Source organism: Nocardia sp. NPDC005978 (assembly GCF_040614455.1).
Lineage (GTDB): Bacteria > Actinomycetota > Actinomycetes > Mycobacteriales > Mycobacteriaceae > Nocardia.
In genome coordinates this window covers 43,594-57,812 of sequence record NZ_JBEXUS010000010.1, presented here as the reverse complement: position 1 = coordinate 57,812, position 14,219 = coordinate 43,594, and the positions used below count along the sequence as shown (strand labels likewise).

General features: G+C 68.3%; 13 protein-coding genes and 1 tRNA gene. 8 read left to right on the top strand and 6 right to left on the bottom strand.

All coding sequences use genetic code 11. The features are described 5' to 3' along the window. Positions 1-10 precede the first annotated feature (10 nt). Both ABZ319_RS06755 and ABZ319_RS06750 read right to left on the bottom strand, forming a co-directional pair. Complete coding sequence (locus ABZ319_RS06755; RefSeq protein ID WP_354985347.1) at positions 11-1,426, bottom strand: NlpC/P60 family protein; 1,416 nt, start codon at positions 1,424-1,426, stop codon at positions 11-13. Positions 1,427-1,771: 345 nt separating this feature from the next. Further along, on the bottom strand, positions 1,772-2,332 hold the full coding sequence (locus tag ABZ319_RS06750; RefSeq protein WP_354985346.1) for a DUF6676 family protein: 561 nt from the start codon (positions 2,330-2,332) through the stop codon (positions 1,772-1,774). 288 nt (positions 2,333-2,620) lie between these two features. On the opposite strand from ABZ319_RS06750, the gene ABZ319_RS06745 reads away from it, so the two are divergent. The 3 genes from ABZ319_RS06745 to ABZ319_RS06735 all read left to right on the top strand — a co-directional run bounded on the left by ABZ319_RS06745 (position 2,621) and on the right by ABZ319_RS06735 (position 6,336). Next, positions 2,621-5,413 (top strand): aconitate hydratase, encoded by a 2,793-nt coding sequence (locus ABZ319_RS06745; RefSeq protein ID WP_354985345.1) that lies wholly within the window; start codon positions 2,621-2,623, stop codon positions 5,411-5,413. 243 nt (positions 5,414-5,656) lie between these two features. Continuing rightward, positions 5,657-6,223, top strand: coding sequence for a helix-turn-helix domain-containing protein (locus tag ABZ319_RS06740; RefSeq protein WP_354985344.1), 567 nt, complete (start codon positions 5,657-5,659; stop codon positions 6,221-6,223). Positions 6,224-6,264: 41 nt separating this feature from the next. Continuing rightward, positions 6,265-6,336, top strand: a tRNA-Val gene (locus ABZ319_RS06735). A 42-nt stretch (positions 6,337-6,378) separates the two neighbouring features. On the opposite strand, the gene ABZ319_RS06730 is transcribed toward ABZ319_RS06735, so the two are convergent. Further along, complete coding sequence (locus ABZ319_RS06730; protein WP_354985343.1) at positions 6,379-6,888, bottom strand: MarR family transcriptional regulator; 510 nt, start codon at positions 6,886-6,888, stop codon at positions 6,379-6,381. A 145-nt stretch (positions 6,889-7,033) separates the two neighbouring features. Here ABZ319_RS06730 and ABZ319_RS06725 point away from each other — a divergent pair, with 145 nt between their 5' ends. The 4 genes from ABZ319_RS06725 (at position 7,034) to ABZ319_RS06710 (ending at position 9,628) form a co-directional block, all read left to right on the top strand. Beyond that, positions 7,034-7,456: a cupin domain-containing protein gene (locus tag ABZ319_RS06725; RefSeq protein WP_354985407.1), complete on the top strand. Its 423-nt coding sequence runs from the start codon at positions 7,034-7,036 to the stop codon at positions 7,454-7,456. A gap of 110 nt (positions 7,457-7,566) precedes the next feature. Continuing rightward, a complete protein-coding gene (locus ABZ319_RS06720) occupies positions 7,567-8,019 on the top strand; it encodes an acyl-CoA thioesterase (RefSeq protein WP_354985342.1) in 453 nt (150 codons plus the stop codon). Between the two features lie 169 nt (positions 8,020-8,188). Further along, positions 8,189-8,650 (top strand): hypothetical protein, encoded by a 462-nt coding sequence (locus ABZ319_RS06715; RefSeq protein ID WP_354985341.1) that lies wholly within the window; start codon positions 8,189-8,191, stop codon positions 8,648-8,650. A 15-nt stretch (positions 8,651-8,665) separates the two neighbouring features. Further along, positions 8,666-9,628 (top strand): hypothetical protein, encoded by a 963-nt coding sequence (locus tag ABZ319_RS06710; RefSeq protein ID WP_354985340.1) that lies wholly within the window; start codon positions 8,666-8,668, stop codon positions 9,626-9,628. Between the two features lie 60 nt (positions 9,629-9,688). Here the strand turns inward: ABZ319_RS06710 and ABZ319_RS06705 are convergent, their stop codons facing one another. Together ABZ319_RS06705 and ABZ319_RS06700 are read right to left on the bottom strand one after the other, a co-directional pair. Then, complete coding sequence (locus ABZ319_RS06705) at positions 9,689-9,952, bottom strand: helix-turn-helix domain-containing protein (protein WP_354985339.1); 264 nt, start codon at positions 9,950-9,952, stop codon at positions 9,689-9,691. A gap of 312 nt (positions 9,953-10,264) precedes the next feature. Continuing rightward, positions 10,265-11,896: an ABC-F family ATP-binding cassette domain-containing protein gene (locus ABZ319_RS06700; protein WP_354985338.1), complete on the bottom strand. Its 1,632-nt coding sequence runs from the start codon at positions 11,894-11,896 to the stop codon at positions 10,265-10,267. A gap of 509 nt (positions 11,897-12,405) precedes the next feature. Here ABZ319_RS06700 and ABZ319_RS06695 point away from each other — a divergent pair. After that, positions 12,406-12,816, top strand: a complete 411-nt coding sequence (locus ABZ319_RS06695; RefSeq protein WP_354985337.1) for a hypothetical protein — start codon at positions 12,406-12,408, stop codon at positions 12,814-12,816. A 91-nt stretch (positions 12,817-12,907) separates the two neighbouring features. Here the strand turns inward: ABZ319_RS06695 and ABZ319_RS06690 are convergent, their stop codons facing one another. Further along, positions 12,908-13,885 (bottom strand): helix-turn-helix domain-containing protein, encoded by a 978-nt coding sequence (locus ABZ319_RS06690; protein ID WP_354985336.1) that lies wholly within the window; start codon positions 13,883-13,885, stop codon positions 12,908-12,910. Positions 13,886-14,219: the final 334 nt, after the last annotated feature.

The window sequence follows — 14,219 nt, the reverse complement described above, 5'->3', positions numbered from 1 at the left end:
TTTCGCCCTGTCAGGCGATGCGGACCGCGTACGGCATGATCCCGTCCTCGCGGACCGGGGAGACCCGGATGACCTCGCCGGACTGGGGAGCCTCGATCATCCGGCCGCCGCCGAGGTACAGAGCCACGTGCTGGGACCCGCCCGGCCCCCAGAACAGCATGTCGCCGCGTTCGCGATCGTCCACAGGAACCCTTGTGCCCATGGTGTATTGGTAGCCGCTGTAGTGCGGGAGGGAGACCCCGATCCCGGCGAAAGCGTAGATCATCAGGCCGGAGCAGTCGAAGCCGGTCTTCGCGTAGTCGCCGAACGAGTCGGCGGTGCCGCCGTCGCGGATGCCGAGGGTCGCGCCGTCCTCATCGCCACCGCCCCAGGCGTATTCGACGCCGAGCTGGGACATGGCCCGGTCGACCACGACCTCCACCAGGGACGAGCGGCTGCCGCTGGGGCGGGTCGGCTTCTGGCCGTATTTCGGTGCGGGCGGGGAGATGTCGGTCAGGGTGTGCGGGCGGTGGGTCTGGGCGGCCTCGGACGCCAGACCGCTCGACGCGCGATCCGCGGCCACACGGGCGGCGGCGTCGGCGGCCGCGGCGCGCGCGGCCACCTCCTCGGCCCGGCGCTGCTGATCCCAGGCCTCGAAGGCATCGCGCTGCCCCTGTAACCCCGCGACCTGCGAGCGCGCCGCCTCCAGCCGCTGCTGGGCCGAATCCCGCTGGTGCACAAGGTCGTTGCGCATCGAGGTGGAATGGTCGAGCTCGGATTGCGCGGCGGCGACCGCGGACTGCGCCTCGGTCTTCTTCACGTCCGCGTCGGCGGCCGCCCCGTCGGCGACCTGCTGGGCGCGCTTGGCGCCCGACGTCTTGTTGGCCTGATCGACCTGCGCCCGGCGCAGCCCGCCGACCACCTCGCGCTGATTCGTCGACGCGATCGTCAGCACCTGGGCGCGCTCGAGCGCGATCTCGGGGCTGGGCGCGGACAGATAGTTCACCAGCGAGTCCGAACCCGGCCGCATGTACACCTGGGTGACGAACCGATCGAACTCGTCGTGCGCGACCCCGACCCGGTCCCCGGCGTCGGTGAGCTCGCGCTGGCACTGCAGCACCGCGCGCGCGGCGTCATCGGCGGCGTCGCGGGCGATCTGCAGATCGACCAGGGCCTTGTTCACCGCTTCGCGGCGCGCGGCCACGGCGTCGTCGAGCTGTTGCAGCTGCTGTTCGGCCGAGGCGACCTGATTGATGAGCGCACCGACCTCGCCCACCCCGGCGTCCACGGTCGCGCCCGCGTCCGCGATCTCGCTGTCACTGGGATTGGGTGGCGGCGGCGGTACGGCGTGACCGGTCGAGGCCCCCACCATGACCACGGTCAGCGCTACCAGCAACTCGGTAGCGACACGAACCGGACGTTTTCGCCGCGTGTTCGCTTGCCGCATCGCACCTCCCTGGTTCGCTCTGGCCAGGGGAAGGAACGGTCGACTCCGAACACCGGGGTCCCACCCGAAACATCCACGTCACGGGACTCACAAGACCCTTTCGACACTTCTTCCCCACCAGTGTCATCGGGAACCGTACGACACATCCGGGGCGCGACGAGGCCGCCACGCGGGCAGCGCCGAGCCGTAATTCACTCGTTGCCGGTGGTTTGCGGGTTTGCGCGCAGAATTCCAGATCGATGGACGGCCACCCCGCAGAAAACCTGCTACGGGGTCAGCTCGAGGGGAAGAAAGCGAGAATCGGGTCGGCCGGGCCGCGGAACGGTCCCGAACGACGCGCGCGGGTCAGGCGACCGGCGTGCGCGGCCGCTCGTGCTCGACCGGCGGCTGCTGCTCGGGCGCCCGGCGCGCCTTGGCGACCGCCAGCCCGGCGATCACGCTCACCAGCGCGATGACCGCGACCAGCGCGACCAGCGTCCACGACACCGTCTCCGGCTGCTCGAGCCGATCGACGAAGGTCCGCGCCGCCTCTTCGGTGCGCTCGGGCCCGCGGTACTTGGCCTTGTCCTCGGCCCACTCCAGCCGGCCGCGCGTGAACGCGTCGCTCGAGGTGCCCACCCAGTCGTCGCTGAAGACCACCACGGTGCCGCCGGTCTGCTTGCCGACCTCGGTCGCGAGATCACGCAGCGTTGCCTCGATGCCCGGATTACCCTGCACCACCACGATATTGAGATCGATGCCATGTGCGCGCGCGTCGGCGGCGATGGCGGCGAGCCCGTCCTGTTCACGCCCCTTCGGGGCGGCGACGTGATTGTCGGCCAGGTCGAGCTCGATCGCATCCAGGTTGGTGTTGGGCGGTAGTTCCGCCTTCATAGGCGTGAAAACCGAGGCGCGCGAGACGGTCACGAACGGAGAGTACGGCAAGGCGTGTCAGATCACCTCACCACGGCACGCCGTAAGCTGCTGCTGTCCCGTTGGATGAGGTTCGCGCAGCCAACGCGAGCACCTCGAAGCGCTTGTCATGAGAGACTCCCGCACCCTCGCCGGGCTCGGACACCGCCCGCTCGGGGGCCGGTTGCGCTCACAGGACAAGCGTACTGTTAGGGTGAAGCACGGACGAGGCCCAGCGCCTCGACGAGCCATCGGCACAGCCCCGCCGGTGGCCCTCCCATTCACAGACGAGTGGAGCTGACAGTGACGAGTATCGATTCCTTCGGCGCCAAGGGCACCCTCGAGGTCGGAAGCAACTCTTACGAGATCTTCCGCCTCGCGGCCGTACCCGGCACCGAGAAGCTGCCCTACGCCCTCAAGGTCCTGGCAGAGAACCTGCTGCGCACCGAAGACGGCGCGAACATCACCGCCGACCACGTTCGCGCCCTCGCGAACTGGGACCCGAGCGCCGAGCCCGACACCGAGATCCAGTTCACGCCCGCCCGCGTGATCATGCAGGACTTCACCGGTGTCCCCTGCATCGTCGACCTCGCCACCATGCGTGAGGCCGTGACCACCCTCGGCGGCGACCCGAGCAAGGTCAACCCGCTGTCCCCCGCCGACATGGTCATCGACCACTCGGTCATCCTCGACGTCTTCGGCCGCGCCGACGCCCTCGAGCGCAACGTCGACCTCGAGTACGAGCGCAACGGCGAGCGTTACCAGTTCCTGCGTTGGGGCCAGGGCGCCTTCGACGACTTCAAGGTCGTCCCGCCGGGCGTCGGCATCGTGCACCAGGTGAACATCGAATACCTGGCCCCCACGGTCATGGTCCGCAACGGCCAGGCCTATCCCGACACTTGTGTCGGCACCGACTCGCACACCACCATGGTCAACGGCCTGGGCGTGCTGGGCTGGGGCGTCGGCGGCATCGAGGCCGAGGCCGCCATGCTGGGCCAGCCGGTCTCCATGCTGATCCCGCGCGTCGTCGGCTTCAAGCTGACCGGTGAGATCAAGCCCGGCGTGACCGCCACCGACGTGGTGCTCACCGTCACCGACATGCTGCGCAAGCACGGCGTCGTCGGCAAGTTCGTGGAGTTCTACGGCAAGGGTGTGGCCGAGGTTCCCCTGGCCAACCGCGCCACCCTGGGCAACATGAGCCCCGAGTTCGGTTCCACCGCGGCGATCTTCCCGATCGACGGCGAGACCATCAACTACCTGCGCCTCACCGGCCGCAGCGACGAGCAGCTCGCGCTCGTCGAGGCGTACGCCAAGGAACAGGGCCTGTGGCACGACGCCGACAACGAGCCGGCCTACTCGGAGTACCTGGAGCTGGACCTGGGCACCGTGGTGCCGTCCATCGCCGGCCCGAAGCGCCCGCAGGACCGAATCCTGCTGTCGGACAGCAAGAACGCGTTCCGCAAGGACATCACCACCTACACCAACGATCCGGTCCCGCACACCGCGCTGGACGAGGCGATCGAGGAGTCCTTCCCGGCCAGCGATCCGGTCGCCTCCGGCACCGCGTTCGACGACACCCCGGTTCCCAACGCCGCCAACGGCAATGCGGGCCGCCCGTCCAAGCCGGTCAAGGTCTCGGACCCCGAGCGCGGTGACTTCGTGCTCGATCACGGCGCCGTCGTGGTCGCGGGCATCACCTCCTGCACCAACACCTCGAACCCGTCGGTCATGCTGGGCGCGGCCCTGCTGGCCCGCAACGCGGTCGAGAAGGGCCTGTCCTCCAAGCCGTGGGTCAAGACCAACATGGCCCCGGGCTCGCAGGTCGTCGCCGACTACTACGAGAAGGCCGGCCTGTGGCCGTACCTCGAGAAGCTCGGCTTCTACGTGGGCGGCTTCGGCTGCACCACCTGCATCGGCAACACCGGTCCGCTGCCGGAGGAGATCTCCAAGGCGATCAACGACAACGACCTCTCGGTGACCGCGGTGCTCTCGGGCAACCGTAACTTCGAAGGCCGTATCTCCCCGGACGTCAAGATGAACTACCTGGCCTCCCCGCCGCTGGTCATCGCGTACGCCCTGGCCGGCACCATGGACTTCGACTTCGAGACCGACGCCCTGGGTCAGGACACCGATGGCAACGACGTCTTCCTGAAGGACATCTGGCCGTCCCCGCAGGAGATCGACGACACCATCAAGTCGGCGATCAGCCGGGACATGTTCACCAAGTCCTACGCCACCGTCTTCGACGGTGACGAGCGCTGGCAGGGCCTGAACACCCCCGAGGGCGATACCTTCGCGTGGGACGAGAACTCGACCTACGTGCGCAAGGCCCCGTACTTCGACGGCATGTCGATGGACCCGAGCCCCGTCACCGACATCAAGGGCGCCCGCGTCCTCGCGCTGCTCGGCGATTCGGTCACCACCGACCACATCTCCCCCGCCGGTCCGATCAAGCCGGGCACCCCGGCCGCGCAGTACCTGGACTCGCACGGTGTGGAGCGCAAGGACTACAACTCCCTGGGCTCGCGTCGCGGTAACCACGAGGTCATGATTCGCGGCACCTTCGCGAACATCCGCCTGCGCAACCAGCTCCTGGACGATGTCTCGGGCGGTTACACCCGCGACTTCACCCAGGAAGGCGCGCCCCAGGCCTTCATCTACGACGCCTCGCAGAACTACCAGGCCGCGGGCATCCCGCTGGTCGTGCTGGGCGGCAAGGAGTACGGCTCGGGTTCCTCGCGTGACTGGGCCGCCAAGGGCACCAGCCTGCTGGGCGTGAAGGCCGTCATCACCGAGTCGTTCGAGCGCATCCACCGCTCCAACCTCATCGGCATGGGCGTCGTGCCGCTGCAGTTCCCGGCCGGCGAGTCCGCCGCGTCGCTGGGCCTGGACGGCACCGAGGTCTTCGACATCTCGGGCATCACCAAGCTGAACGAGGGTGTGACTCCGAAGACCATGCAGGTGACCGCCACCAAGGCGGATGGTTCGAAGGTCGAGTTCGACGCGGTCGTGCGCATCGATACCCCCGGTGAGGCGGACTACTACCGCAACGGTGGCATCCTGCAGTTCGTGCTGCGCAACATGATTCGCGGCTGATGCACTCCCCGCACATCGTGCGGGGATGAGCCGATGATTCGCGGCTGAAAGACCTGTCCCGCCGCGGCGGGACGGGCTCGACACTCGGCTGAGAAGGGCTGTTTCGCAGCCGAGTTCGGTGGTGGGCACGATTTCGCGCCCGCCACACGATCCCGCTGGGATCGTTTCGCTCGTCGCTAGTGCGGGATCCGCGCTCCGGTTCGCCGGTGCGCGGATCCCGCACACCCCGTTTCGGAGGAGTCCATGCCCAAGGTCAGTGACGACCACCTCGCCGCCCGTCGCGGTCAGATCCTCGACGGAGCGCGCAGCTGCTTCGCCGAGTACGGCTACGAGGGCGCCACCGTGCGTCGCCTGGAGGAAGCGACCGGTCTGTCCCGGGGCGCGATCTTCCACCACTTCCGAGACAAGGACGCCCTCTTCCTCGCCCTGGCCCACGAGGACGCCGCCCGCATGGCCGAGGTCGCGGCCACCCAGGGCCTGGTCCAGGTCATGCGCGACATGCTCGCGCGGCCCGAGGACTTCGACTGGCTGGGAACACGTTTGGAGATCGCGCGCCGGCTGCGCAACGATCCCGAGTTCCGCGCCAATTGGGAAGAGCGCTCGGAAGAGCTCACCGCGGCCACGGTCGCCCGCCTCGAACGCCGCAAGGCCGAAGGCGCGCTACGCGACGACGTGCCCACCACGGTGCTGCTGGGCTACCTGGATCTGATCCTGGACGGCCTCATCGCCCGCATAGCCTCCGGGCACGCCAACGACAATCTCTCCGCCGTGCTCGATCTCGTGGAAGCCTCTGTGCGCCGCAAGAATTGAGCTGCGGGGCCGGGGGGACGCTCACTATGCTCGATCGCGGCCACGGGGTAGTTCAGCGGTAGAACACCGTCACGACACGTCGGAGGGCGCGGGTTCGATCCCCGCCCCCGTGGCCGTCCGGCTCATCGCGGGATTGATCCCCGCCTTCTCGGCCGCTACGCTTCCTCGCGCTCCACGCTGGTGAGCAGCAGCCGGACGAGACGGTCGAGTTCTTCGCGATCGCGGTCCGTCAGTGCCGCGAGCAGGCGCGTTTCGTTCGCCACGTGGTCGGTGACGGCCGCGTCCACGACCGTCAGGCCCTGCTCGGTCAGCCCGACCCGGATCGCGCGCCGATCCTCCGCGTCCGCGATGCGGCGCACCAGGCCCGCCTTCTCCAGGCGGTCCAGCCTGCTCGTCATTCCGGCGCGCGACAGCATCATCGTGTCCGCGAGGACCGAGGGGTTGAGGCGGTACGGCTTCCCCGAACGACGCAGCGCCGCAAGCACATCGAACTCCCCGCGCTGCAGGCCGTGTGCGCCGAAGACAGCGTCTATCCGCTTTCCGGCCACCGCGGCGAGCCGGCCCAGGCGGCCGATGATCGCCATGGCCTCCAGTTCCAGATCGGGCCGCTCGCGCCGCCACTGCGCGGTGATGACATCGACCGCGTCCGCATTCGTCTCACCCATGGACACACTCTATTCGATGCCATATAGTTCGATAGCGAACTATATGGCATCGAATCACTTGGAGAACCGCATGAACACCACCGACCGCCAGGCCGTCATCCGCCAGCCGCACGAGGCCGAAACCCTCGGCACCGACACCGTCACCATGCGCCTGCTCATCGACTCCGAGGCCGCGGGCGGAGCGGTCAGCAGCCTGGAGGTCACCATGGCGCAGGGCGCGGACGGGGCCGCACCGCACTTCCACACCCGCTCCGACGAACTCTTCTTCGTGGCCGAGGGCGAGCTCCAGCTACTTGCCGGTGACCGGATCGTGACGGTGGGCGCCGGCGGATCCGTCATCGTTCCCAAATTGATGCCGCACGCCTTCGGCGCCACCCCGGACAGCTCGGCGCGCATTCTCATCGCGCTGATGCCGGGCGTCGAACGGTTCGAATACTTCCGCGTGCTGGACCGCATCGCCAAGGGTGAATCCGATTTCGCCGAGCTCGCCGCGGCGCAGGAGGAATTCGACAACCACTTCGTGGACGCACCCGCGTGGTGGGCCGAGCGCAATGCCCATCGCCGCTGAGCGATTCGCGCGGCAGTTGCCCGCCGCCCCCGGAAATCGCCGCCGGCCACACCGCCCGGCGATAGCCCCGCAATCGCCCGAACTGTGCGCCGGACCACGCGGAACGGGGAATGCGCACACTCCCGGAGCAGGTTGAAGGTTCCATGGCCTTCTCCGTTCCCATTACCGTCCGCGGCTACGAGCTCGATATCAACGGGCACCTGAATCAGGCGGTGTATCTGCAGTACGCCGAGCACGCGCGCTGGGAACTGCTGCGGGAGGGCGGCGTTCCGGGCGAGAAGATGGTCGCGGCGGGCATCGGCCCGGTCGTCCTGGAGACCACCATCAAGTATCTGCGCGAGTTGCATTTGGGTGACGAAGTCACCGTGAGCTGCGAATTCGAGTGGAGTGGCGGCAAAGTGTTCACCATGCGCCAGTTCATCACGAAACTGGACGGCACCGTATCAGCCCAGGTCGACGTAGTCAGCGGAATCCTCGATTTGCGTGCCCGCAAGCTCATTGCGGACCCGCGCGAACGGCTGCTGGAGATCGCCGACGCGCCCGAGGTGCTCGGACTTCGTTAGCTTCGCGCCGGAGGCGAAAAACATACGGCTGGAGGGGTTTCCGGGTCTGCGGCAGAGTTTGCCAGCGGCCCGTGAAATCTTGCGTTGCGAACCGAACGAGGGCCCTGACGGGCTATGATTCAGGTCACGCTCGGCTCCGCAGCAAATCCCGAGCAGATCGGAGATCAGCATGACCGGCGCCCTCCGCCCGCCCGCGTCAACCATCGTCGCAAGCACCGCGCCGCCGCTATCGGGTTACCTCATCGGCGCCACGGATCGCCACCTCACGGTGCGCGTCACCGACGGCACCTGGACCCTGCGGCGCGCCGACATTCTCGATCTCACCGATTGGGAAGTTGCGGCGGCGCAGGGATTCTGCGAGGGGCGCCCGGTGCTGGTGCGGGTGCGCGCAGGCGCCACAGCGGATTTCACGCAACGCCGCCGCATCGAACTCACCGACCGCCCGCTGACCCTGCCGCAGGATCACACCCCCGCGCGCGGTGACGACGAACTTCAGGCGCTCACCGAGGCGTGGGCCCGGGGCCTCGAGATCGGCACCCGGCCCGGCATCGGCGGCGCCACCATGACCTGTTGCCAGACCCGCTCACACAACGGCAGTGACGACGGCGCGGCCTGCGACAGCCTCGACTGAACAGGGCTCACCCGCATGACCACCCGCACAACGGGTTCGGTGCTAGTGGTCACCGAAGCCGATGATCTGCACGGCGACGCGCTCGCCGCCACGCTGCGAAAGCACCACGCCCTCAGCCCGATTCGGCTCGACATGCGCGACTTCCCGCGCGAGAACGGAACTTTCCGCCTCGCCCGGGACGGTACGTCCCGATCCCTGTCGCACATCATGGGTTTGGACGGAGTCAACTCGGTCTGGTGGCGAAGACCCCAGCCCACCGCGGTGCCGGCCAGCCTGCGCACCGAAGACGACACCTATCGGCAGGCCGAATGCGACGGGTTCCTGCAGGGCATGCTCTGGTCGATCCCGGCGCTGTGGGTCAACGACCCCGGCGCCGACCGCACCGCCAATCGCAAGATCGTGCAGTTGGAGACGGCCTACCGCGCCGGGTTCGCCGTGCCGGAGACCCTGATCACCAATGACGACGACGAAGCGCGCGCCTTCATCGAGTCGCGGCCCGGGCCGGTGGTGTACAAGCGCACCGGCACCGGCCGCGGCGCGTTCACCGAGACCCGCATCGTCACCGCGGGCGACCTGCACCGGCTGCCGACGATCCGCAACTCCCCCACCATCTTCCAGGACTACGTGCAGGCCGAATGCGATCTGCGCATCGTCTGGGTCGACGGCATCGAGTGGGTGGTGCGGATCGACTCGCAAGCCGGTGTGGGGCGGGTGGATTCGCGGCTGGACACCTCGGTGGCCTTCACCGCGGACCGATTGCCCGCCTCGGTCAGCAAATCGCTGAGCACGCTGATGGGCGCGCTCGGACTGGCATTCGGCGTACTGGATCTGCGGGTCGGCCTCGATGGCGAATTCTGGTTCCTCGAGGTGAACCCGCAGGGCCAGTTCGCCTATCTCGAGATCAAGACCGGGCTACCGATCTTCGAGAGCCTGGCGAACCTGCTGGTGTTCGGCGACGGGACCGTCACCGGTAGGTAGACGTGCGATATCGCAAGCGGTCGAACGGATTTCTCCGTTCGGCCGCGTCGATACCCTCGGCTACTTGCTACCGGCTCTGGCACTCGCCTTACCGACGGCTTTGCGGCGGTTCGCCCCGCCGCGGCTGCGGAGTTGCACATGCGACTCCACGAGCACATTGTGAATGAAGCCGTACGACCGCCCGGTCTCCCGGGCTAGCGAGCGGATACTTGCCCCCGCCTCGTACTGCTTCTTGAGCTGGGTTTGCAGGCGGTCTCGCGACTTTCCCGTCACGCGTGTGCCTTTACCCAATACGGCTTTACCCTGTGCGGGCCTGTCACTCATGACTTCCTCCGAGTCGCCGTGGGCGCCTCATTCCAGGTTAGGGGCTCGAGAGGCCGTGATCAATGAAACGCTGTGATCGGTATCACGTAGTGAGCAACGCCCGCGTGTCGAAACGCGTGAAAATCGGGCGAACAGCCCAGATTTCGAGGTGCGCGGCCGCCGCGCCGACAGCAAGATCAGCCGGATACGGGTCGGTCCGTTCACACGAAACCCGCACGCCAGCAAGGGTTTCGACGCACACTGCCCGGCCGTCCGAGGGACGACCGGGCAGGGCGGCAAAAAAATTCTCGTCCGGGATCGGACGAAATGGACTCAGGCGAGCTGGATGAGCTCCAGATACTCCTGTGACCAATGATCTTCGGTGCCGTCGGGCAGCATGATGACGCGCTCGGGGTTCAGGGCCTCGGCCGCGCCCGGGTCGTGCGTCACCAGCACGACCGCGCCGGCGTAGCTGCGCAGCGCGTCCAGGACCTGCTCGCGCGAGATCGGGTCCAGGTTGTTGGTCGGCTCGTCCAGCAGCAGCACGTTCGCGGCCGAGGACACCAGCCCGGCCAGGGCCAGACGGGTCTTCTCACCGCCGGACAGCGTGCCCGCGGGCTGCTCCAGCTGCGGGCCGGAGAACATGAACGCGCCCAGCAGACCGCGCAGATCCTGTTCTCCCGCATCGGGAGCCGCGTGCCGGATGTTCTCCCACACCGTGGCCTGATCGTCGAGGGTGTCGTGCTCCTGCGCGAAATACCCGACCTTCAAACCGAATCCGGGCACCAGCTGCCCCGCGGTCGGGGTCTCGACGCCGGCCAGCATGCGCAGCAGCGTGGTCTTGCCCGCACCGTTGAGCCCGAGCACCACCACGCGGCTGCCCCGGTCGATGGCGAGGTCGACGCCGGTGAAGATCTCCAGCGAGCCGTAGAGCTTGGTGAGGTTCTCGGCCATGAGCGGGGTCTTGCCGCAGGCCGAGGGATTCGGGAACTTGATGCGCGCCACGCGATCCGCCACGCGCACATCGTCGACCTCGGACAGCATGCGCTCGGCCCGCTTGACCATCTGGTGTGCCGCAGCGGCTTTGGTGGCCTTGGCGCCGAGCTTGGCGGCCTGCTGCTTGAGCGCGGAGGCCTTCTTCTCGGCGTTGGCGCGCTCGCGGACGCGGCGCTGTTCGTCGGTCGCGCGGGCGTCGAGGTACTTCTTCCAGCCCATGTTGTAGATGTCGGCCTCGCCGCGCACGGCGTCCAGGAACCACACCTTGTTCACCACATCGCCGAGCAGTTCCACATCGTGGGAGATCACGATGAGCCCGCCGTCGTGGTTCTGCAGGAACCCGCGCAGCCAGGTGATGGAGTCGGCGTCGAGGTGGTTCGTGGGCTCGTCCAGCAGCAGGGTGGTGTCGGACTTGCCGCCGCTGCCGTCCGAGGCCGCGAACAGGATGCGCGCCAACTCGATTCGGCGGCGCTGACCACCGGACAGGGTGCGCAGCGGCTGGGCCAACACGCGATCGGGCAGACCGAGGCTGCTGCAGATGCGGGCCGCCTCGCTCTCGGCGACGTAGCCGCCGAGCGAGGAGAAGCGGTCTTCGAGCTGACCGTACTTGCGGACCGCTTTGTCACGTTCCTTCTCGTCGGCGACCTCGGCCATCAGCGCCTGCTGCTTCTCCATGTCGCGGATGAGCTTGTCGAGGCCGCGCGCGGAGAGCACCCGGTCCTTGCCCAGCACGTCGAGATTGCCTTCCCGCGGGTCCTGCGGCAGGTATCCCAGATCGCCCGAACGGATGACCTTGCCGGCGTAGGGCTCGCCCTCACCGGCCAGAATGCGCAGCGTCGTCGTCTTCCCGGCGCCGTTGCGGCCGACGAGGCCGATCCGGTCGCCGGCCTGCACCCGCAGCGCCGAGCCCGGCGCCGTCAGCAGGGTGCGGACTCCGGCCCGGACCTCCAGGTCGGTCGCGGTGATCACAAGCGTCTCCTAGTTACGTGTGCGTGCTGGTGGATTGCTGCCCGACTGTGCGTCGCCTCGACACACAAGAACCACCGATTTTATCTCAGTCGATGGAGACCCCCAGGTCAGGGGCACCCTCGCCCGCGCCGACCTGCCGAAATACCGCCGTTCGCGCACGTCGGCCGCCCGAGATCGGGTCGGCGGGGGCATTTCGCGCACCGCCACGTGCATCGATCGTCGCGGCGGCGAGTCGCGATGCACGCGCCGCGATCGGGTGCGGATCCCACCGCACGGCGAAGGGTTGGGCCGAGCGGCGGACCCGCCACAGTCCCGGTGTCCCGAAGGTTGCCGCGGGCCCGCTTCCGGCCGCTGTCCCCGGCCGCGATCGCCCTCGGGCTGGCGACCGGCCGTACGTGTCCATAGCACCGTGGGCGGCTGGCCGCGCGGCTCGAATCAACCTCGCGCACAGGGGTTCCGAACGTCGCGAAAACCGAGACAGCCCGCGTGGCGGTCCACATCATCGGTCCATGAGCGAAATCGAAGACACCGTTGTCGTATTCACCGCCAAGAGCCCCGGGAAGATCGTCACCGAGGGCGGATCCCAGGCCTGGAAGCTCAGTCCCGCCCACGTCGAGCGGTGCGAATGGCTCGTGTGCACCCAGAACGCCCACAACGACGAGCCCTACGCCGACGGCAGCGAACCGCACGGCAGCGCCTTCCTGCTCGCCCGGATCACCGGCGTCGGTCCCTCGACCGCGCCCGACGCGATCCCGGGCCGGTGGAAGATCGAGTTCAGCGAGTACGCGCTGGTCAGCGTGCCCGCCGTCTGGCCGGGCAATCACAATCCGGTCCACTACACGAACCTGGCCACGCTGGGTATCCGCGTCGAGGACCTCGAGTTCCACCGGATCGAGGCCGGGTCCGGGGCGAGGGGGTGACGCGCCACGAGATGAGGGTGACGAGGGGCACGCGGCTCGAAGCGGATCGGCGTACCGGGCGTGGTGAGCCGCGACCGGTACGCCTCGGCGGCTAGTGCCGCAACGTCTGGCTCGGCGGGTGCCCGTAGGTGCGGGTGTAGAGCTGGGCGAAGCGACCGGGTTGGGGGAAGCCCCAGCGAGCGGCCACGGCCGCCACCGTCCGCCCGTCGCCGGGGGTGGCCGAGAGCAGGTCCTGGTGGGCCTGTTCGAGCCGGAGCCGGCGCAGGTACTCCATGGGCGTCGCGTTGTACCGCTTGCGGAAGGCGTATTGCAGGGCGCGGGGGCCGATACCGGTGTGGGCGGCGAGATCGCCCACGGTGACCTGGCGGGTGGGATGGGCGTGCAGGTAGTCGACCGCGCGCTGTAGCGCCGTATGGCTGATCGCGGCAGGGTCGGTGCTGCGGTGCTGGTCCATGGTGGGGTTGGGGAAGACCGTGAGGGCGGCCGCGGCCAGGGTGCGGGCCAGGTTCGCGACGACCAGGTCGGTCATGACGGTGGGGTCGGCCAGGGCGATCTCGTGGTGGACCAGTTCGAAGAGTTTGCCCCAGAACCGTTCCCGGGCGCGGTCGACCGGGACCAGCGACTCGAAGCGGAAGGCGGCGGGGTCGACGCCCTGCGCGGCGACCAGGTCGGCCAGGACCGCGTCGGGGATGTGCAGCATGTCGACGTCGTGGTTCTCGCAGTCCGCGCGGATCGGCACGTCCATCGGGTAGACCGAGAACTCCTCGCGCTGCTGCCAGATGTCGTGGCCGTCCCCGCGTAGCCGGATGTTGCCGGCCAGGGTGCGCTGGAAGTAGACGCTGCCCGCGATCGGGGCGAGATGCCCGATATAGCCGACCGTGCTGCGGATTTCGGTGGCCATCACCGATCCGGCCGCGGTGACGGAGTTGCGCACGCTCGCCCCGGGCGCGGCCCGCTGGAATTGGATGATGTTGCCGGTGTACAGCTTCGACACGTACTCGACGGTCTCCTCGGCCTCCCGCGTGTGCAACTGCGCGCGACGGATCTCCACGAACCCCGGATCGGCCATGTCATCCCCTTGCGTCATCCCCGCCCCCGCTGAACCTGTTCCACAGCATGCCCTTTCGAGCGGTTCGGAATCCGAGATTCACCCGCAATCGGGCCGCGGCGACCGCCCGCGGCAGCGGCGGCCGCGGATCTCATCGGCCGCGGGGCCGCGGGTCCGGGTCGGATCCGGCTGCCGGACCAGCTCTTTCGCGACTCGATATACCGAAAACGAAAGCTCGCGCTAACCCCGCGCGGGGCACGACGCGGCGTCTAGGGTGCTGTTCGCGAAACGAATTTGTTCTCCGTTTCGTCTGCGCGGCTCCGTCCTGTGGCAAGCCGGCTTCCGCGCAGGTTCG